A 20,795-nucleotide genomic window follows, 5' to 3' on the forward strand; every position below is an offset into this window, starting at 1 on the left:
GCCGGCGACGACGGCGCCATCACACGTATCGGGATGCAGGTTTCCGCCTGCGCCGTTGGCCAAAGCTCTGCAGCTATCCTCGCCCGCTCGGTACGAAGCGAAAGGCGCGAGCGATATCGAAGCGATGATCGCTCAGATCGAACGCTGGCTTGCAGGGGAGGGGGAGCTGCCCGACTGGCCGGGTTTCGATGCTCTCGCGCCAGCGCAGCCGCACACTGGCCGGCACGGCGCGCTCCTGTTGCCGTGGAAGGCGGTGCTGGAGGCGCTTTGCAGCGCGCAGCCCAGCGGCTAGGGCTATCGGCCTGACCGGCCTGGAAAACACGGGCGCAAGGGGTTTTGGGGAATATGGCAGAAGCACAGGCACTGGCCGCGCGCGAACCGACCGACAAGGAAATTCGTCTCGTCATCGGCGCATCGAGCGCGGGCACGATTTTCGAGTGGTACGATTTCTTCATCTACGGAACGCTTGCCTACATCCTCAAGGATGCGTTCTACGATGTCGATAACGACACGCTTGGCCTGCTGCTGGTCTGGTCCACATTCGCCGTCGGCTTTGCCTTCCGCCCGATCGGAGCGATCCTTTTCGGATTCCTTGGCGACAAGCTTGGGCGCAAATACACCTTCCTCGTCACAGTCACACTCATGGGTATCGCGACCGCTGGGGTTGGCTTCATCCCGACGGTCGAAACCATCGGAATAGCCGCGCCGATCATCGTGATACTTCTGCGGGTGATACAGGGCCTTGCGCTGGGCGGCGAATATGGCGGCGCTGCAATCTATGTCGCAGAGCATGCCCCGCCCGAAAAACGCGGTTTCTACACAAGCTTCATTCAAGCCAGCGTTGCGGGCGGTTTCGTGCTGTCGATCATCGTCGTCCTGGCCTGCCGCTTCCTGATCCCGGAAGACGACTTTGTAAGCTGGGGTTGGCGCGTGCCGTTCCTGCTGTCGATCCTGCTGCTCGTCATCTCGCTGTGGATGCGTCTGATGCTGTCCGAAAGCCCGGTCTTTCAGGCGATGAAGGCAGAGGGACAGATTGCAGGCAATCCGTTCGTCGAAAGCTTTACCTATCCCGGCAACAAGAAGCGTATCTTCGTCGCCCTGTTCGGTGTGACCGGTATCCTGACGACGATCTGGTACACAGCGTTCTTTTCCGGAATGAGCTTCCTGCGCGGGCCGATGCATGTCTCTGACCTGACCGTGGAACTGATCCTGCTGATCGCTGGCCTCATTTCGATGAGTTTCTACCTCGTCATAGGCAAATGGTCGGACAAAGTCGGGCGAAAGAAGCCGATCATCATCGGCGCGGTTGCAACCCTGTTTCTGCTGTTCCCGGCGTTCTGGGGGCTTGGCAATCTTGCAAATCCGGGTCTTGCCGATGTAGCCGAGCGGACGCCGATCACGGTCAGCGGGCCTGAATGCGTTACCGATCCGTTCGCCGACCTGTTCGACCGCGAGCAGACCGATTGCGGCAAAGTGCTTGAGACGCTGACCGCCTCGGGCGTGTCCTACACGCTGATCGAAGGCGGCGATTTGGCGCTGGCTGCGGGCAGCGAGGCGGTTGCTCTTGACCCGGCGTGGTTTGAAAGCGGCGCAGCGCGCACCGAAGGCATCCGCGCTGCGCTGAGCGCATATGGATATGACTTTTCCAAACAGCAGCCGAGCACGGCGAACGTTATCGGGATTATCGCAATCCTGCTCGGTCTCGGTATGTTGTCGGCGCTGACCTATGGATCGGTCGCGGCGCTGCTTTCGGAGATGTTTCCGCCGCGCATCCGCTATTCCTCCATGTCGATCCCGTATCACATTGGGGCGGGCTATCTCGGCGGGTTCCTGCCACTGATCGCAGGCGTGATCGTGGCGAGTACGGGCGATATCTATTCGGGTCTTTGGTATACGTGGGGAGTGGTTGCCTTCGGAATTCTAGTCGCATGGTGGGGGCTACCTGACGGTCCGCCGCGAGATTTTGCCGATGAAGTCGCCAGCTGAGGCCGCGATCAACGTTCCGCCGCCCACTCACCGTTTGCGGATCGATACAGAGGCGCTGGCGCATAACTGGCGCGCGCTCGATGCAATGTCGGGCAAGGCGAGCGCAGGTGCAGCGGTCAAGGCGAATTGCTATGGACTGGGCGTGGACATCTGCGTGCCGGTTCTGCGCGATGCGGGGTGCGCACACTTCTTCGTGGCCCATTGGAGCGAAGTTCCCCCCGTGCTCAACCATGTCGAGGCGCATCAGATCGCCGTGCTGCATGGTCCGATCAACGCCGAAGAAGCCGCGTACGCGATTGCGGTCGGTGTGCGTCCGGTAATCAATTCGGTCGCCCAAGCGCGGCGTTGGATCGATGCTGGCGGCGGGCTGTGTCACCTGATGATCGATACCGGGATCAACCGGCTCGGCGTGTCGCTCGATGAGCTTGTGCATGAAGTTGTCCAGTCGCTCGATATCGACCTGCTGATGTCGCATCTCGCTGCGGCTGATGAGGATGGCAATATGAATGCGCGCCAGCTGGCGGCCTTCCGCGACGCTACCCGGAAGGTGCAGCATCGCGGGCTGAGCCTGTCCAACAGTGCGGGCATTGCGCTGGGAGAGGATTTCGCTTTGGACGTGACGCGCCCAGGCCTCGCGCTGTATGGGGGTGTCCCGCGGCAAGAGCTTGCAGGGACAATCCGGCAGGTCGCGTATATCGAGGCAGCGATCATCCAAGTGCGCCGCATCGGTCCGGGCGACAGTGTCGGCTACAATTGCGAGTTCACGACAAGCGCCGACATGCGGGTCGGCACGGTCTCGCTCGGCTATGCCGACGGCTTCCTGCGCGCGCGCGGACCCGGCTTTGCGCTGAAGCACGGCGAGCGGGCGCTTCCGCTGCTGGGCAAGGTTTCGATGGACATGATCGTCGTCGATCTCGCATCCGCACCCGAACTGGGCGAGGGCGACTGGCTCGAAGTGCCGTTCGACTTACCCGATGCTGCGCGGCAAAGCTCTGTTTCTCAATATGAATTGCTTACCGTTTTGGGACAGCGTTTGCGCGGCAACTAACTCTATATTGCACTGCACATTGTGCAGGTGCTAATATGGGATGCATAATTTCACACAGGGATCGACACAGGACCACATGGCCAAGAAAAAAAGCGCCGAAGCGGGTGACAGCATCACCATCAAGAAATACGCCAACCGGCGTCTCTACAACACCAGCTCGTCCAGCTACATCACGCTGGAGGATCTGGCGAAGATGGTACGCGAGAATGTCGATTTCCAGGTGATCGATGCGAAGAGCGGCGATGATATTACGCACCAGATCCTGACCCAGATCATCATGGACGAAGAGGCGAGCGGAGAGCAGATGCTCCCGGTCAGTTTTCTGCGCCAGCTGATCGGCATGTATGGCAATTCGATGCAGACGCTGATGCCGTCCTACCTCGAAGCGAGCATGACGAATTTCCGCCAGAACCAGTCAAAGATCCGCGAAGCGTTTGAAAAGGGCATGTCGGCAAGCCCGCTCGCGGCGATCCATGAAACCAACATGGCGATGATGCGCGCCGCGGCAGAGACCTTCATTCCGGGTCAGAAGAAATCTGCGACCAAGCGCGCGCCGCCCACCGAAAGCCAGCCCGCCGCGTCGCAGGACGAAATCTCGGCCATGCGCGAGCAGATGGCGGCGATGCAAAAGAAGCTCGACGAACTCAGCAAATAGGGCATAGGCCCGGGCCAGCAGCGCACCGGCGCTTCTCCATTACAGCAGGATAACAACCGCACGTGTCCAACATCCGTCACGCCCTCAACGTGAAGCGCGAAGACGACTTCGCGAAATGGTATCAGGAAGTCATCAGCGCCGCCGACCTCGCCGAGGAATCCGGGGTGCGCGGGTGCATGGTGATCAAGCCTTGGGGCTACGGCATCTGGGAGCGTGTCCAGCGCCTGATGGATGACCGGATCAAAGCGGCGGGCGTCCAGAACACTTACTTCCCGATTTTCATCCCGCTCGCCAATTTCGAACGCGAGGCCGCGCATGTCGAAGGTTTTGCAAAGGAAATGGCGGTCGTCACGCATCACCGCCTGATCGCGGACGGGAAGGGCGGGCTGATCCCCGATCCCGAAGCCAAGCTGGAAGAGCCGCTCGTGGTGCGCCCCACCTCCGAAACGATTATCGGCGATGCGATGAGCCGGTGGATTCAGTCATGGCGCGACCTGCCGCTCATGCTCAACCAGTGGGGCAATGTCGTGCGCTGGGAAATGCGCACACGGATGTTCCTGCGCACCAGCGAGTTCCTATGGCAGGAAGGGCATACGGCCCACGCCACGCGGGAAGATGCGCTGGAGGAAACGCACCGCGCGCTCGAGATGTATCGGGCCTGCGTCGAAGAAGACCTCGCCGTGCCTGTAATCGCAGGCGAAAAGCCTGAAAACGAGCGCTTTCCGGGTGCGGATGAAACATGGTCGATCGAGGCGATGATGCAGGATGGCAAGGCGCTTCAGGCCGGGACATCGCACTATCTGGGCACCAATTTCGCCAAGGCGGCGAGCATTCAGTACCAGGACCGCGAAGGCGCGCAGCAGCATTGCCACACGACCAGCTGGGGCACATCGACTCGCCTTATCGGTGGGCTCGTGATGACGCATGGCGACGACGACGGGCTGCGCGTGCCCCGCGCGTTGCACCGCATCAGGTCGTCATCTTGCCGATGCTGCGCGACAAGCCTGAGGACGATGCACTGCTGGCCTATTGCGAAGAACTGCGCGCCGGACTTGCAGCGCACAGCGCGCTTGGCGAGCCTGTGCGCGTGCACCTCGACAAGACGCCGGGTAAAGCCTCGGCCAAGCGCTGGGACTGGGTACGCAAGGGCGCTCCGGTCATTCTCGAAGTCGGGCCGCGCGATATGGAAAACGGCAAGGTTGCTGCAATTCGCCGCGATGCTTTGTGGAACCCACAGAGCGGCAAGCTTGCCACGCAATTCCCTCTGCGCGACGAATTCGTCTCGGGCATCGGCGAGCTGCTCGAAGATATCCAAAAGAGCCTGTTTGTCGAAGCGCGCGACCGCCGCGATGCCAATATCACGCGCGGCGTGACCGATTGGGACGAGGTTGTGAACTTCTACAAGTCGAACGGCAAGTATCCGGGCTGGGTCGAAGTCCAGTGGGCGAAGCCGACCGGCAATGCGCTTGAACAGGTGGTGGAAAAGCTAAAAGGCGAAAAGCTGACCATCCGCAATGTCCCGCGCGAAAGCGAGCCCGCGGACGGATCCTGCATCTTCACCGGCGATCCGGCGAGTGAGCGCATACTCATCGCGCGCGCTTATTAGGCAGCGAACAGGGGGGGCAATATGCTGAGCGCAATCAAATACAACCTGTCGCATCTGACCGATTTTTCCGGACGCGATGGGCGGCAGACGTTCTGGTTCTACGTCCTGTTCCTCGTGGTGGTGCAATACGCAATTGGCCTCGCGCTATCGGTGCCGATGATGGTCAGCGTCATGTCCAAATCCTTCGAAGCCGCATCCAGCGGCGTGGATGAAGCGGCTTTTGCGGCTGACATGATGGCGGGTATGACCGGCTATATCGAGACGCAGATGTGGATCTCCGCAGTCATCGGGATCGTGATGATCGGCCTGATGGCGGCGGCATTTGTTCGTCGGCTGCATGATGCAGGCTTTACCGGCTTGATCGCACTCATCCCGATTGCAACGCAGCTGTTCGCCATGACCTACAGTTTTATCGTCATGGAAGACATATTGGCAGCGTTAGAAAACGGGATGGCCGAAGCCGGGCCTGACATGGGGATGAACTCGCTGGCGATACAGGCGGAAATTGCGCCGCTCAGCATTATTGGCTGGATCGGGTACCTCGTCGTGATCGGTTTCGGGGTACTCAAATCCCAAGACGGCCCCAACGGATATGGCGGCGCCCCCGTAAGCCATTGAGACTTTGGCCAAGCTGCAAGGTGACAGCGGGAGGCCACTCGTCCATAGGCGGCATCCATGGCCAAACAACACCACAAGCGTCCAAGCCAGCGGTACCGCAAGGCATGCCGAGCAAGGCGCAAGTCCTCGAATTCATCCAGTCCTCCGACACGCCCGCAGGCAAGCGTGAAATCGCGAAAGCCTTTGGCCTAAAGGGGCAGGAGAAAATCGCGCTCAAGAAATTGCTCAAGGACATGGCTGAAGAGGGCCTTATCGACGGCAAGAAGACCGCGTATCACCGCATGGGCGGCGTGCCCAAGGTGACCGTGCTGCGCGTCGTTGCGATCGAGGACGGCGAACCGATTGCCGAACCGGACAATTGGTCGCCCGATGCACCGGGCAAACCGCCGCGCATCACATTGAAGGAATTGAAAGGGAAGGGCGGAAAGCGTTCGCCTGCACTCAAGCGCGGGGACCGCGTTCTGGCGCGCACGGAAGAGCGTTCCGAAGAGCAAGGCGGTGGTTGGATCGCGCATCCGATGAAGAAGCTTCCCGCGCGCACCGAGGGCCTGCTCGGAGTCGTCGAGATCGACGGCGGTGGCAAGGCATGGCTCGCGCCGGTGGACAAACGTATCCGCCAATCCACCCCGATCAGCGATGTGGGCGAGGCGGAGGAAGGCCAGCTTGTCCTCGCCGAGCGAACGGGACGGAGCGAACGTTCAGGCGTGAAGGTGGTCGAGGTGATAGGCGACCCGCTCGCGCCCAAGAGCTTCAGCATGATCGCGATAGCCAAGCACGGCATTCCGCATGTCTTCCCCGAAGCCGTCCATGAAGAGGCGCGGCGCGCGGCCGAACTGCCGCTGTCCGAGGACAAGCGCGAGGATCTGCGCCACCTGCCCATCGTCGCCATCGACCCCGCCGATGCGCGCGACCATGACGATGCGATCTGGGCCGAGCCGGATCAGCAGGGCGGCTTCGACGCGCTGATCGCTATTGCCGATGTTTCCTATTACGTCCGGCCCGGGTCGGCGCTGGACAAGGAAGCGAGGAAGCGCGGCAACTCGGTCTATTTCCCAGACCGTGTCGTGCCGATGTTGCCGGAAATCCTGTCCGCTGACGTGTGCTCCTTGCGAGAAGACGAAGACCGCGCAGCGATGGCTTGCCACATCAAGATCGACGCGAGTGGTAATGTCACTGGCTTCCGCTTCACCCGCGCCATTGTCCGTATCCATCACAACATTCCCTACGAAGACGCGCAGGCGGCGGTCGATAAGGGCGATCCGCCCGAGTATCTCGCGAATCTGTGGGCCGCATGGAAATTGCTCGCCGATGCGCGAGCCAAGCGCGATCCGCTGGAGCTGGACCTGCCAGAGCGCCGGGTGATGCTCAACGATGAAGGTCAGATCACCGAGATCGCGGTGCGCGAACGGCTTGATGCGCACCGCGTGGTCGAGGATTTCATGATCGCCGCCAATGTTGCTGCGGCCAAGGCGCTGGAGGCGAAAACCTCTCCCGTTGTTTACCGCGTTCATGAAACGCCGAGCCGGGAAAAACTGGTCGCGCTGCGCGAATATATGGCGACAATGGGCAAGAAACTGGCGCTGGGTCAGGTGGTGACACCAGGCCTCTTCAACCGGATGCTCAAGGACGTCACCGACGAATCCGAAAAAGCGCAGGTGATGGAGGCGGTGCTGCGCAGCCAGACGCAGGCTTATTACGGCCCCGCCAATGCCGGGCATTTCGGTCTGGCGCTGGGATCATACGCGCATTTCACTTCGCCGATTCGGCGGTATGCCGATCTGCTGGTGCACCGCGCGTTGGTCGACGCCTACAGGTTGGAGCAGCCCAAGCCGTCCAACGGGCTTCCCGAGGCGTCTGGCCTTTCCGACAAGGACCGCGCGAGCCTGCAGGAAATCGCCGACGCGATCAGCACGACCGAGCGGCGCGCGATGGAGGCCGAACGAGATACGATCGATCGCTATGTCGCAGCATGGCTATCGGGCCGAGTCGGAGAGACCTTCGACACGCGCATTACGGGCGTGCAGGGGTTCGGTTTCTTCGCAACTATCGTGGGGCTGGGCGGAGACGGCCTTGTGCCGATCTCAACGCTTGGGGATGAGTATTTCCGCCATGACGAAGCCTCGCAGACACTCATCGGTGAGAAATCGGGCACAACCTATTCCTCAGGTGACCGGCTCAAGCTCAAGCTGGCCGAGGCGAATGCGCTGACCGGTGCGCTCAAATTCGTGCCGGTCGATGCGGACGGCAACGCAATCGAGACGCGCGGGCGGCGGCCCGAGGCGAGGAAGCGCGGTCCCGGTGGTCCGAAGAAGGGCAAATACCAGGGCGGAAAGCGCGGGCGGCAGGGCAATATCCGCCATCAGGGGCGGCGGAAATAGCGCTGTAACGGAACGGCGGGGCTAAGCGAACGTAGGTTTATAAAGGAGACCAACATGCTGAAGCCCGGACAGAAAGTTCCCGCCCTCGACCTGCCGCTGACCATCGATGCGCAGTACGACCTTGCCAAGCAATCGCCCGAAAACTTCACGCTTGCCGTGTTCTACCGGGGCAAGCATTGCCCGATCTGCAAGGGCTATCTGAAGGAGCTCGCCGGCAAGCTCGATGAATTCACCCAGCGCGGGATCAACGTCGTCGCCGTCTCGATGGATGCAAAGGACCGCGCGATGGTCGTGCACGAGGAATGGGACACGGGCGATGTTCCGCTCGCCTATGACATGAGCGAGGAAACCGCGCGCGAGTGGGGTCTCTACATCTCGCAAAAGCGCCCCGATAGCGACGAGCCCGAAACCTTCTCCGAGCCCGGCCTGTTCGTGATCCGCCCCGATGGCGAGCTGTATTTTGCCAGCGTGCAGAACGCGCCGTTTACCCGCCCGCCGCTCGATCAGCTGCTGCAAGGCCTCGATTACGTCATGAACAACGATTACCCGACGCGCGGTACGCTGACATAAAGGCGCTAGACCCCGTGGTCGCTCTTCGTCTCGTCGTAATTGGCAGGGATAATGTAGAGCGGGCAAGGGAGCTCGCCCGCATGCGCTGAAAAGTGCAGCACCAAAGGTCCCGGATTGCTTCCCTTCGCCGCGCCAAGGATCAATGCGGCGACTTCCTTGTGCCCTTCGAGGAATTCGCTGACGATCTTCTGGCCGTTTCCGATCTTCACTGAAATCGTCGGCATGATGCCGCTTTCAGCCAGAAGGTTGCCCGCGACGCCGTGCGCCAGCATCTCCGCCCGGTCGCGCGCCTCCTGCTCGATCGTCGCCTGCACCGCTCCGAACGCGCTCACATTCTGCTGACGCACCAGCGCGAGGATATGCACCGCGCCGTCCACCGCGACCGCGCGCCGCGCCGCGTATCGCAGCGCGGCCCGTGCTTCCTCGCTATCGTCTGTTACCACCAGAAACGTGCGCATCGCTGCCCTCCCGAAGCCCGCATGTGCGAGCTATCCTTTCAAATGGTTTCGTATGCAAGGCCTTGCCCCGCGCCTGTGGATTCGTCAGAGACACAAGGCACACGCCGAAAGGGAGATGGACAAGTCCATGGCCGTAGAAATCAAGATGCCCGCATTGTCACCCACGATGGAAGAGGGGACGCTGGCAAAATGGCTGGTGAAGGTCGGGGATACGATCAGCTCGGGCGATATCATGGCCGAGATCGAAACCGACAAGGCGACGATGGAATTCGAAGCCGTCGATGAGGGCGTTCTCGCAGCAATCACCATCGAAGAGGGCACGGAAAACGTGGCCGTCGGCGCGGTCATCGCGATGCTTGCCGAGGAGGGTGAGGATGTCGGCGATGTCAGCGCGCCGTCTGAAAGCTCCGCGCCTGCGCCGAGCCCGTCCTCTGAGCCGGCCTCCGCGGCCAAGGACGCTCCACCCGCGACGCCGACAGCGCGCAAGCTCGCCGAAGCCAATGGCGTCGATCTTGCCCAGATCGAAGGAACCGGACCCAGCGGCAAGATAACCAAGGGCGACGTCGAATCTGCACTGGGAGGCGGCGGCGCTGCATCCGTGACGGGAGCCAGCCCGACACCCGCACCCGCTCCAGCACCTTCTGCGGCATCATCCGGCGAACGTATCATCGCATCGCCGCTCGCCAAGCGGATTGCGGAGCAGAAAGGCATCGACCTCTCTGCCGTCAGCGGCACCGGACCCAATGGCCGCATCGTCAAGTCTGATGTGGAAGGCTTCGATCCTGCCAGCGCGCCCGCACCGGCGCAGGAAATAGCGAAGCCGGCAGCTCCGGCCCGCGCGCCTGCCGAAACTGAATTCGGTGCGCCATACGAGGAGGAGAAGCTCACCAATGTCCGCAAGGTCATCGCCCGCCGTCTGACGGAGAGCAAGCAGACCGTCCCGCATTATTACCTTGCGATGGACATCAACCTCGATCCGCTGATGGCGCTGCGCAAACAGCTCAACGCCTCGCTGGAGGCGGACGGGATCAAGCTGTCCGTGAACGACCTCATCATCAAGGCGCTGGCCCGCGCTCTGATCCGGGTGCCGCAGTGCAATGTCAGCTATCAGGGCGACGTGATGCACAAATATTCGCGCGCCGATATTTCGGTCGCGGTGGCCGCGCCAACCGGCCTTATCACCCCGGTAATCACATCAGCCGACACCAAGGGCCTCGCGCAGATTTCCAGGGAGATGAAGGAGCTCGCAGGCAAGGCGCGCGATGGAAAGCTGCAACCGCATGAATACCAGGGCGGCACGGCCTCGCTTTCCAACCTCGGCATGTTCGGGATCAAGCAGTTCGATGCTGTCATCAACCCGCCGCAAGGCATGATCCTGGCTGTTGGCGCAGGCGAGCAGCGTCCCTATATTGTGGATGGAGCCTTGCAGGCCGCGACCGTCATGACGGCAAGCGGCAGCTTTGACCACCGCGCCATAGACGGGGCGGACGGTGCGCAGCTGATGGAAGCCTTCAAGCAATTGTGCGAAAATCCGATGGGATTGGTGGTTTGACGAAAGACCGAAGTCGGTACTGGTTTGCGAAATTGGCGGCAGCGCTCGCGGTGACTGCCAGTTTGGCCGCTTGCGTGCCGGGCGATGATCGCGACGACACCGCACCGACAGCGCGCGCGATCGAGACCGGTACTCCGCAGCGCCCTGTGCAGATCGGTTTCGATGGGCCGCGCTTCGATGCCTGTGCCGGGTATGGCCGGGTGACCAACCTGAATGCCGATAGCGACCGTGAACTGCCTGTTCGCGCCGCGCCGTCTGGCAGCGCAGAAGAAGTAGATCGCCTCGGCGCTGGACGCGGCGTATCGATGTGCCAGCAAGTCGGCAACTGGATCGGCGTCGTCTACGCGCCAGCAGGTGAAGGCGAGAACCAAGGGCAAGGCGAAGATCGCTGCGGAACCGGATCTCCGGTGCCGAGTGTGCGCGTCTACGAAGGTCCGTGCAAATCGGGCTGGGTGAATGAAAACTTCATCGAGCTGATTGCGAGCTGACATTGGCTGTCGGCATCAAACCGCTCCCCTTGCTCGGCAGATCAATCATCATTGCCTTGGCAGCGGCGCTTGCTGCGTGGGCGCCCTTGGGGGTGTTTAACGCGCTGGACGGCGGGCTCAGCTTTGTGCTCCTGCCAATAGCGCTGCTCGGCAGCTTTGCGCTGGGCCTGCCGGTAGCGCTGCTATGCTTCTATTTTGCAGCGGGTCACATCAGCAAATCGCCGGGCACTCTCTTCATGATGGCAAATCTTGCCGGGATCATGTCGCTTCTGGCCGGATTTGTGGTTGCAGGCGAGATTGGCCTGATTTTCCTTGGTCTGCCGAGCCTCATAGCCGCGAACACCTTTGCGATACTGGGGTGGTTCTGGATCATCAGGCCGATGAAGGATAATCGGGCGCTGCCGGATGAACACTAATCGCTGTCCTACACGGCGGCGTGCTGGCATGGAGCGGGCTATGGCATCACGTCACGATACCTTTGCTCAGCGCCAGTTCAAGGCTTCGAAGGCGGCACGGAAAGTTTTGGCCCAGGACACTGTCTCATGTGTCTCATGGGATGCGGGTAAAAGAGGGGTAATCCAGTAATGTCAGCAAGTTATGACGTCATCGTGCTCGGCTCAGGCCCCGGCGGCTACGTATCGGCAATCCGGTGCGCTCAGCTTGGCCTGAAAACCGCAATTGTCGAGCGCGAGAACCTCGGCGGCATTTGCCTGAATTGGGGCTGCATCCCGACCAAGGCGATGCTGCGCTCGGCCGAGATCAAGCACTACATGGATCAGGCCAGCAGTTACGGCCTGAAGGTAGCGGGCACGATCGAGGCCGATCTGGACGCCATCGTGAAGCGCAGCCGCGGCGTCGCGAAGCAGCTCAACCAGGGCGTCGGCCACCTGATGAAGAAGAACAAGATCACCGTGCACATGGGGGAGGGGACGCTGACCGGCCCGACCTCACTCACGGTGAAGGGTGAAAAGGGTGAGGAGACACTCACCGCCAAGCACGTGATCGTCGCTACCGGAGCGCGCGCGCGCGACCTGCCGTTTGCGCCTGCCGACGGCAAGCGCGTGTGGACCTACCGCCATGCAATGGTCCCGCCGGAAATGCCCAGCAAGCTGCTGGTGATCGGATCGGGCGCAATCGGGATCGAGTTTGCAAGCTTCTACAACGATATGGGCGTCGATGTGACGGTCGTGGAAATGCTCGACCGGATCGTTCCGGTGGAGGATGCGGACGTCTCTACCTTCCTCGAGAAGAACCTCAAGAAACAGGGCATGACCATCATGACCGGCGCGGGCGTCGAAGACCTGAAGGTCGCCAGCAAGAGCGTGACCGCGACGATCAAGGACAAGGCGGGCAAGACCGAGAAAACCGATTTCAGCCATGTCATCGTTGCTATCGGCATTGTGCCGAACACTGAGAACATCGGTATCGACACCCTCGCCGAGATGGACCGCGGCTTCATCCAAATCGATCCGTATGGCCGCACCAAGAGCAAGGGGCTGTGGGCCATCGGCGATTGCACGCCGGGTCCGTGGCTCGCCCACAAGGCCAGCCACGAAGGCGTGACTTGCGCAGAGGCTATAGCGCAGGAGCTTGGCAACAAGGACGCCCACCCGCATCCGCTCAACCGCGATGCGATACCGGGCTGCACCTACTGTCATCCGCAAATCGCGAGCGTCGGCCTGACCGAAGCTAAGGCCAAGGACGCAGGATACGAGGTGAAGGTCGGCAACTTCCCCTTCATCGGCAACGGCAAGGCGATCGCGCTGGGCGAGGCCGAGGGCTTCATCAAGACCGTGTTCGATGCGAAGACCGGCGAGTTACTGGGCGCGCACATGGTCGGGGCCGAAGTCACCGAGCTTATCCAGGGCTACACGGTCGGCAAGACGCTCGAGACGACCGAGGCGGAACTGATGCAGACCGTCTTCCCGCATCCAACGCTATCGGAAATGATGCATGAAAGCGTGCTCGACGCCTATGGCCGCGCGCTGCACTATTGATTGATAGGCGAGGGGGCGAACGCCCTCAGCAGCGGATCAGGCGACCTTGCGGTTCTTGCTGTCGCCCACAGGCTTAGCTGACACCGTTGCGGACGGCCTGCCGAAGTAGAAGCCCTGGAAGCAGTTGCAGCCGAGTGCGCGCATCGCGTCGGCCTGACCGGGCGCTTCGATACCTTCGGCAGTGACGGTCATGTCGAGCGACTGGGCAAGCGATACGATGGCGGTGACGATGGCCTGGCTCTTGACCGAACCTGCCGTGGCCGCCTCGACGAATTCCTGGTCGATCTTGATCATGGAGAAGTGCATCTTCTCGATATAATTGAGCGAGGAATAGCCGCTGCCGAAATCGTCGAGCGCAAACGAGATGCCGATGTCGCTGAGGCTCTTGATGAGCTTTTCGAGGTCCTCGTCCATCTCCAGAACAATGCTCTCGGTCAATTCCAGCACAAGCCGGTCAGGCGAAAGCCCGCTGGCAGCCAGCGCTTCGACGACGGTGCCCAGAAAGCCTCGGTTCTTGAGCTGGAGGCCCGACACATTGACCGCAAGCTTCACGTCTTCAGGCCAGTTCATCGTTTCGACACAAGCGGTGCGCAGCAGCCATTCGCCCAGTCGCTCGATCAGCAGCGCTTCTTCGGCAATCGGAATAAAGTCGTCAGGCAGAATCTCACCGCGCGACGGATGATGCCACCGCATCAGCGCCTCGTAACCCAAGGTATTGGAGCCGGTGCTGTCCACGATGGGCTGGTACGAAACGCCGATTTCACCGCGTTCGAGAGCGTGCTTCAAATCCCGCTCAAGTTGCGCGCGCTCTTCAAGCTGGCCGCGCATTGCCATTCGGTAGGTGACATATGTACCGCGTCCCCGGCCCTTGGCTTCATAAAGCGCGAGGTCGGCATTCGTCATCAGGACACTTGTCGACGAGCCATCGCGGCCAATAGCAGCGATACCGATCGACGCGCCGATCGAGACATCCTTGCCGTCGATCTTGTAGACCTTGCTCACCTCGGCGATGATCGATGAGGCGATCTCGCCTGCCTCTTCCAGTGTGGCCGGATGCCGAAGGAATAGTCCGAATTCGTCTCCGCCAAGGCGCCCGATCACCGCGTCCTCTCCTGCAGCGGAGCGGAAGCGCTTGGCAACCTCGCTCAGGAGGGCATCGCCTGTTGCGTGGCCATAGACATCGTTCACTTGCTTGAAACGGTCGAGGTCGATGAGCATCAGCGCACCGGTCTTTCCATCACGGGCGCATTCTTCACCCTCGCGGTCGAGCAATTCGCGGAAATGGTCGCGGGCGAACAGCCGGGTAAGGCTGTCATGCCGCGTCACATAGGTCAGCTGTTCGTTTGCTTCCTTAATGGCAGCCCGGCTTCGGGATACCGTCCGCAGCACGATCAGCACGATTGTGAATGCGAAAATCACGAGTGCGACCAGCAGGGTAAGGAAGTAGTTATCGTTCTGAGCCGTCGCCAACCGCGCTTCGTTTGCTTCTGATTCAGCGGAAAGCTTGGAAATGCGAAGTTCGCGCGCTTCGGAATCGAACCGTTCGCCCAGCAGCGCATTGTTGGCCTGTGCGGAGAGATCTCGCGCCTGACTGTCCAGGCGGTTGAAGGCAGCCATATGCTCCGCCGCAAGGCGATACTGGGCGCTACCGAAGTATATTTTGTAGGCCGTCTCGTGGAAATCGCGGAAATACGGAGAGGTCTTGGCGAGATCCTGGCTTTGGAATGCGCGTCCCATATAGATTTGGGCTTGTTCGCTCTGGCCGCTCTGATATTCGATCTGCGCTTTCACCCCGTAGACAAACGGCAGCCAGTCCTGCGCTTCGCTATTTGCAAGTCGCAATCCTTGGTTGATGGTCTTTTCTGCCTCCTGAAGCTGACCATCAAGGAATTGAGTCGAGGCGATATTCGTGAGAATCCGCGCCTCAAGCATAGGGCTCAACATCTTGCCGGCCACGTTCAAAGCGAGCCTGAATTCTTCTTCGGCCTCATCGTACCGGCCAAGTTCTTTGAGCGCGTTGCCCCTGTTGTTGTGAGCCGAGAGTGACAGCGCGTTATCTTCTGGAAATGCAGCGGTAGCCTCGCGGTAATACCCCAGGACCCGCTCATAATCCCGGGCATCGGAATAGAGCGAGCCCATATTCTGTAGAACGATCGCACGGCTGCGGTCTTCGCCAAGTGCCTTGTAGCGATCATGGGCCTTCTGGAAGCTGCGTAAGGCCTCGCCGTAATCGCCCTTCGATGCGGCTATGCCGGCGAAGGACCGTAGAAGGTCAGCGTGCAGCTTGTGATTGCGATCAATCCGCGCCACTTCGACAAGTGCTTCTCCGATGATCTTTTCTGCATCGGGAGCGCGGTTGAGACGCATCAAAGCCTCGCCCTGAAGCCATTTGGCAGTGAGCTTGCCGATCTCCGGATTCTTGGCGCTGGTCGCTGCCTCTTTCTCGGCGGCCACCGCTGCATCCAGAGCAGCGGTCGAATCCGCCATCATTTGCGACTTGGCTGCGGCGATACTTTGCTCGAAAGGCGTGGTTTCTTCAGGCGCTTGCGCGCCCACCGACGCAGGGACGGCGATGAAGAGTGCGGACGCAAATATTGCGTATTTAGCTACCGTCCTCTTCATGAAAGTTCCCCAATGTCTTATCTAACCGAGGGGTCAGTCTCGGCGCAGTGCTACGCGTCTACACGGTGAACCTTTGCAAACAGTTTAAAACCGAAGACCGAAATTCGCACCGATCATAAGGCTTTCTTCCTCACCCGCTCCACCGGCGCTCACATAGCGACCGACAACACCGAGCTCCGATCCGGCAGTTACCGGCGTCGCGTAGACAATTTCAGCGGAATATCGGCGCTGGGTCGAAATCCCGATCGTCTGGGTGACCACCCCGCGTTCGCCCGTCAGGCGGTCTACGACCTGCTCACTGCGCAATTCCAGTTCGCCTTGCTCAACGGTCAGCGGCTGTCCGACCGAAACGCGAAGCACGTCGCGGCCATTCATCACACCGCGTTTATTAACTGTGAACTGACCCGCAGTGCTCATGACCTGCCCCGAGCTTGCAAGAAGCTGGCCTTCCGCAGTCTCGGTTCCGGCACCGGTCGCCGAAAGGTCGAACGACAATCCGTCGCCGAAATCAATATTGGCAGAGACCGTTACCGCGTCGGTCTGCGACCCATTGCCAAGCAGTGCGTCAACGGACGTCTGCGCGCCGAGCAGGGCGTCATCTTCACGCAGGCGCGTCCACCGAGCGTTGATCGAGACATTGGCGGTGATTGCCTGTTCGATACCGAAGGTCATTGCCTCGGCTTTACGTGCGCCCAGCTCGCGCTGAACCGAACGTTGCAAGTCGCTGATGCCCTGAAGGTCTTCCCAATCTTCGCGCTGAGCGCTGAAGCCAAAGCTGACCTTCGTCGCTGGCGCCGCATTGTAGCTAGCGCCTGCAAAGAGTTCGCCCGAGGCAAGTCCGAGGATCGGGTTCACGCCGCCTGTGCCCGGATCGTGATCGCTGATGAGGCCGAAGCGGTTACCTGCAAACGCCAGCGCGCCCTGACCATGGCCCAGAGTGAAGGACATATTGCCCTTCGGATTGGTCAGCGTCGCTGCATTGTGGACGGGACGCATGGCGCCTTCGTCGCTGAAACGCGGTTGGATGGCGTCGTAACGCATGGTCCACTGGCCGCTGGTCTCGGCCACGTTGGAGCGAACCTGCGACACCCCGAGGGTTCCGTCGCCATCCTTGTCCAGACCGCCGCTTAGCAGCCAGTTTGCGAACCGATCGCTGACAAAGTCTTGCAGGCGCTGGTATCCATTGCCGAGCGCATTGGTGCGCTTGCCATAGGTGAATGCCGACATCGGGATTGCAAAGTCGCGATGGGTATCGCCGATGTTTTCGTATCCGGTGAAGAACACGTTGCTTGTTTCCCACCAGTCAGGGACGCCGCCACCCAAAAGGTCGTGAGCAAGATAGGTCTTGCCGTACCAATAGCTGCCGCTCTGATAGTAGAGCTTGAAGTTCAAGGTGTTGAAATCGAGCGGCGACTGCGAAGCGGTCACATCGAGCAGACCCCAGCCATAGACCCCATCAGGGCCAGGTGCGCCAAGATCCTTGGCAGAGCGGAAGATAATTTCGGTCGTCTCGTGCGGATTCTGCGCGAGCCACGGCCAACGGTCATGGAGAAGGGAGACCGCGCCAGACACCAGCGGGGCTGAGAATGACGTTCCTGAACGACGGACTACTCCGCCCTGGCCGTCGGAGACGAGGATCATCTCACCCGGAGCCACCACTGTCCGCATGTAGAGTTCGTTGCCCGGTTTGCACACACCGAAATCGAGCAAACAGGCATTGCCGGGGCGGTTGGAGAACGACGAGATTTCGCCATCGAGGCCCAGGGAGCCGACGAAGATCATCGCGACCTCGTCCGCGTCGTTGAACTCGATACTGGTGTTCTGCGTGACGCCATCGTTACCGGCGGCGAATACGAACACGGTGTCGTTGTAGTGGTTGTCGACGTCCGAGCGGTAGAGAAACTGGGCTGTGCCATCAGTGAAGATCCAACCACTTTCGCCGAGCGAGAGGTTGACGACGCTGGCATTGTAATCATCAGCATTGAAGGTCTTCAAGGCGACGAAACCGTCTGCGACTGCACTCCAGCTCGCGCTTCCGCTGTCATCGAATGGGTTATAGGTCGCGATTTTTACGTCCGGCGCGATGCCCATCACGCCTTCGCCATCATGCGCGCCTGCGATCAGGCTTGCGACGCCCGCACCGTGGCCACCGACAGTCGTCTTTCCGCCGCCCGACCAGACAACATTGTCGCCAAGGTCGGAGTCAGCTGCAAAGCTGTCGTCAATCACGCCGATGACAGTCCTGTGCCCGCCGCCCTGGATTTGCGTGACAGCAGGAGTCCAATTGACAGCACCCATCCAGTGATCGACCGCATCGATGCCCGAATACTGGTTCAGGCTGTCATGCCAGTCGAGGAAGAAGGTCGCGCGATCGGCAGCTGAGAAGCCTGCGAACGACACCTTGTCGCTCATGTCGATCCCGTATTTCGAGAGGAATTCGGCTACGAAATCGTCGCGGAAATTGTTTCCGGTTTTCTTTGCATACGATTCGCCAAATTGCGCTTCAGCCGCGTCGATCAGATCTCCGAAAGCGGCGAGGATTTTGTTTGGAGTGCCGTCATATTCGAGGTGATAGCCACCATCTGACCTCTCGTATTTGAGCTGGTTCCAGACGGCATCGGTCGCTGAGATTTGCACCCCTGCGCTCTGCCAATAATCGCCATGTGCCTGAAGGGTCGCGGCATCGAACGCGCCGATGTCGCCATAAAATGCATCGATATTGCCCCAGAAAGCACCGATGTCACCGTAGAACGGGCTGATGTCTCCCCAGAAAGCATCAATGTCACCGTAGAACGGGCTGATGTCGCCCCAGAAAGCATCGATGTCACCGTAGAACGCGATAATGTCACCCCAAAATGCGTCGATGTCACCGTAGCGAGGATCAAGGCTCCGCGTGGTAACAACCCGGTCAACGAAGGCCGGGTTTGCGTCAGCGGTGGGGACCGGCAAGGAAAGCAGCCCATCAGTGGTCATGAGATCAAAGGCTTGTTCAGGCACCTCCAGCTGGTCCGCAGGTGCATCCAAAACCTCACCGGCAGCCTCGCTCACGATACCGGGCATTTCTAGCACGGTGTCGAATTCGATGGTCTGCGCGTCGCTGTTCAATTCAGGCAGGGCGATGGATGCCGCTTCATTCGCCTGCGCCGTGCTGGCGAGCGATATGGCGACGGCAAATGTCGCAGTGCTGATGGACAATGACTTCATGGCTTCAATCCAATGCGGTTGGGCGCAAGTAATGCACCGATCACGCATCGGGTTTAGCGGAGCAGGACCTTGAGTTACGTTTATTGGTACGGTTAATTTAGTAACAAATTTGAAGACTTTATGAATGCGTCTTTAGCGGTTTTCGCGAGACCCGAAGCAGCGCGGAAAGCCGCTTTCAATCCTTAAAATCGGGTAAAACGGACCGATAGCCGGCGGCCATGCCAAATATTACCGACTTAGGAATTTTGGCAAGAAATCGCCCGATGACGTCAGATGATCGGAGGCGATTCGGGTGTCAGAATCTATTCTAGGGAGATTGGCGGACAGGGTGGGATTCGAACCCACGAAGGGCTTGCACCCTTGCCGGTTTTCAAGACCGGTGCATTCAACCGCTCTGCCACCTGTCCGCTCGAGAAGCGCGCTAATCGTATGTCCTGCGCTTGTCACGCCTTTCGGTAAATTTTGTTCAGTACCGCAGCCGCCAAATCGCTGGCGAGGCATTTTGCGCTGGAGCGAAAATATCGGTTGTTGGGAATTCATGAAAAGTGTGAGAAATGAGTGTGATGATTACTCGCACCCTCTTCGCTGCGCTTGCGCTTGTCGCGCTCTCTGCTCCTGCAACCCCGGGTATCGCCCAGAGCCAGGCGGTGGATGGTATTTCATTCGACGCCTACATGGAGCTGCTTAAAGCGCGCGCGCGGGCAGAGGGGGTAAGCGAAGCCACGATCCAGCGCATGACGACCGGTCTGACACCGAATGACCGTGTGATCCGTCTTGATCGCGGTCAGCCCGGCTCGCCCGACCCGGCGCGGCTATCCGGCGCTCGCGCCGTATATCGCTACGCACGTGAACTCGGTTCGCATCGCCGGGGGCAGGGCTGTCTATCGCGAGAACCGCAGGCAACTTCGCGCGGCTGAAGAGAGATACGGCGTACCGGTCGAGATCATTGTCGCCATTTTCGGTCATGAGACGAGCTATGGCCGGATACGCGGTAATTTCGATCTCGCCCGCAGCCTTGCGACCCTCGCATGGGAAGGGCGCCGCAGAGAGCTTTTCTCGGGTGAATTCATAGCTTTGATGAAGGTTGCTGATAAAGGTTATTCAAGGAGCCAATTGGTCGGAAGCTATGCGGGCGCTTTTGGAAACCCGCAATTCCTTCCATCGGTCTACCTGCGCCTTGCCTCGGATGGCGATGGGGATGGCCGTGCAAACATCTTCACCAATCGGGCGGACACCTTTGCATCGATCGCGAATTACTTCCGTGATGCAGGTTGGCGCACGGGGCAGCCGTGGGGTGTGCGGACCTACGTGCCGAGCGGATTCGATGTGGATGCCTACAAGAGCGAACTCGAGGCGCAGGTTTGCCCCCGCGTGCATGAGCGGCACAGCCAGTGGAAGACCGTGCGCGAATGGCGTGAACTCGGCGTCCAGCCGCAGCGTCCTTTACCCGATGATACGCTCGTTTCCCTGTTTCAGCCGGACGGTCCGGGCGCACCGGCATGGCTGCTGACCGGGAATTACCGGGTCATCCTAGAATACAATTGCTCGAATTATTATGCCATGAGCGTGGGGCTGCTCGCCGACGAAATCGTGAAATAAAGGCGTTCCCTGCC

14 protein-coding genes, 1 tRNA gene and 2 pseudogenes are annotated in these 20,795 nt (G+C 60.2%); 13 read left to right on the plus strand and 4 right to left on the minus strand.

Annotated features, from left to right (window positions below; genetic code table 11):
- Positions 1-55: 55 nt before the first annotated feature.
- The 8 genes and pseudogenes from AC0L39_RS09000 (at position 56) to AC0L39_RS09035 (ending at position 8,861) form a co-directional block, all read left to right on the plus strand.
- A complete protein-coding gene (locus AC0L39_RS09000; RefSeq protein WP_473257259.1) occupies positions 56-292 on the plus strand; it encodes a hypothetical protein in 237 nt (78 codons plus the stop codon).
- A 53-nt stretch (positions 293-345) separates the two neighbouring features.
- Complete coding sequence (locus AC0L39_RS09005; RefSeq protein ID WP_473257261.1) at positions 346-1,986, plus strand: MFS transporter; 1,641 nt, start codon at positions 346-348, stop codon at positions 1,984-1,986.
- The gene (gene alr, locus AC0L39_RS09010; RefSeq protein WP_473257263.1) at positions 1,970-3,034 is read left to right on the plus strand and encodes an alanine racemase; all 1,065 of its coding nucleotides are present in this window, start codon (positions 1,970-1,972) and stop codon (positions 3,032-3,034) included. The genes AC0L39_RS09005 and alr overlap by 17 nt, the downstream gene beginning before the upstream one ends.
- Before the next feature lie 76 nt (positions 3,035-3,110).
- Positions 3,111-3,689 carry a polyhydroxyalkanoate synthesis repressor PhaR gene (gene phaR, locus AC0L39_RS09015; protein WP_473257265.1) on the plus strand — a complete coding sequence of 193 codons (579 nt, stop codon included), beginning with the start codon at positions 3,111-3,113 and terminating at the stop codon, positions 3,687-3,689.
- Positions 3,690-3,751: 62 nt separating this feature from the next.
- Positions 3,752-5,295 (plus strand): annotated as a pseudogene (proS, locus tag AC0L39_RS09020) (proline--tRNA ligase).
- Positions 5,296-5,316: 21 nt separating this feature from the next.
- Entirely contained in the window at positions 5,317-5,913 is a 597-nt protein-coding gene (locus tag AC0L39_RS09025; protein WP_473257267.1) for a DUF805 domain-containing protein, read from the plus strand.
- Between the two features lie 104 nt (positions 5,914-6,017).
- Entirely contained in the window at positions 6,018-8,291 is a 2,274-nt protein-coding gene (gene rnr / locus AC0L39_RS09030; RefSeq protein ID WP_473257268.1) for a ribonuclease R, read from the plus strand.
- Between the two features lie 54 nt (positions 8,292-8,345).
- Positions 8,346-8,861 carry a peroxiredoxin-like family protein gene (locus AC0L39_RS09035; protein WP_473257270.1) on the plus strand — a complete coding sequence of 172 codons (516 nt, stop codon included), beginning with the start codon at positions 8,346-8,348 and terminating at the stop codon, positions 8,859-8,861.
- 5 nt (positions 8,862-8,866) lie between these two features.
- On the opposite strand, the gene AC0L39_RS09040 is transcribed toward AC0L39_RS09035, so the two are convergent.
- Positions 8,867-9,319, minus strand: a complete 453-nt coding sequence (locus AC0L39_RS09040; RefSeq protein ID WP_473257272.1) for a universal stress protein — start codon at positions 9,317-9,319, stop codon at positions 8,867-8,869.
- Between the two features lie 127 nt (positions 9,320-9,446).
- Here AC0L39_RS09040 and AC0L39_RS09045 point away from each other — a divergent pair, with 127 nt between their 5' ends.
- From AC0L39_RS09045 to lpdA, 4 genes are all read left to right on the plus strand, one after another.
- Entirely contained in the window at positions 9,447-10,871 is a 1,425-nt protein-coding gene (locus AC0L39_RS09045; protein ID WP_473257274.1) for a 2-oxo acid dehydrogenase subunit E2, read from the plus strand.
- Positions 10,868-11,359 (plus strand): hypothetical protein, encoded by a 492-nt coding sequence (locus AC0L39_RS09050; RefSeq protein WP_473257275.1) that lies wholly within the window; start codon positions 10,868-10,870, stop codon positions 11,357-11,359. The genes AC0L39_RS09045 and AC0L39_RS09050 overlap by 4 nt, the downstream gene beginning before the upstream one ends.
- 2 nt (positions 11,360-11,361) lie before the next feature.
- Complete coding sequence (locus AC0L39_RS09055; protein WP_473257277.1) at positions 11,362-11,775, plus strand: hypothetical protein; 414 nt, start codon at positions 11,362-11,364, stop codon at positions 11,773-11,775.
- Between the two features lie 168 nt (positions 11,776-11,943).
- The gene (gene lpdA, locus AC0L39_RS09060) at positions 11,944-13,356 is read left to right on the plus strand and encodes a dihydrolipoyl dehydrogenase (protein WP_473257278.1); all 1,413 of its coding nucleotides are present in this window, start codon (positions 11,944-11,946) and stop codon (positions 13,354-13,356) included.
- A 36-nt stretch (positions 13,357-13,392) separates the two neighbouring features.
- Here lpdA and AC0L39_RS09065 read toward each other — a convergent pair whose 3' ends face one another.
- The 3 genes from AC0L39_RS09065 to AC0L39_RS09075 form a co-directional block, all read right to left on the minus strand.
- Positions 13,393-15,978: a putative bifunctional diguanylate cyclase/phosphodiesterase gene (locus tag AC0L39_RS09065; RefSeq protein WP_473257280.1), complete on the minus strand. Its 2,586-nt coding sequence runs from the start codon at positions 15,976-15,978 to the stop codon at positions 13,393-13,395.
- Between the two features lie 84 nt (positions 15,979-16,062).
- On the minus strand, positions 16,063-19,182 hold the full coding sequence (locus AC0L39_RS09070) for a S8 family peptidase (RefSeq protein ID WP_473257282.1): 3,120 nt from the start codon (positions 19,180-19,182) through the stop codon (positions 16,063-16,065).
- A 317-nt stretch (positions 19,183-19,499) separates the two neighbouring features.
- Positions 19,500-19,589: transfer RNA gene (locus tag AC0L39_RS09075), tRNA-Ser, on the minus strand.
- Positions 19,590-19,745: 156 nt separating this feature from the next.
- On the opposite strand from AC0L39_RS09075, the pseudogene AC0L39_RS09080 reads away from it, so the two are divergent.
- Positions 19,746-20,781 (plus strand): annotated as a pseudogene (locus AC0L39_RS09080) (lytic murein transglycosylase).
- The last annotated feature ends 14 nt before the right edge of the window (positions 20,782-20,795 follow it).

The organism is Erythrobacter sp. K21-9 (genome assembly GCF_055808355.1).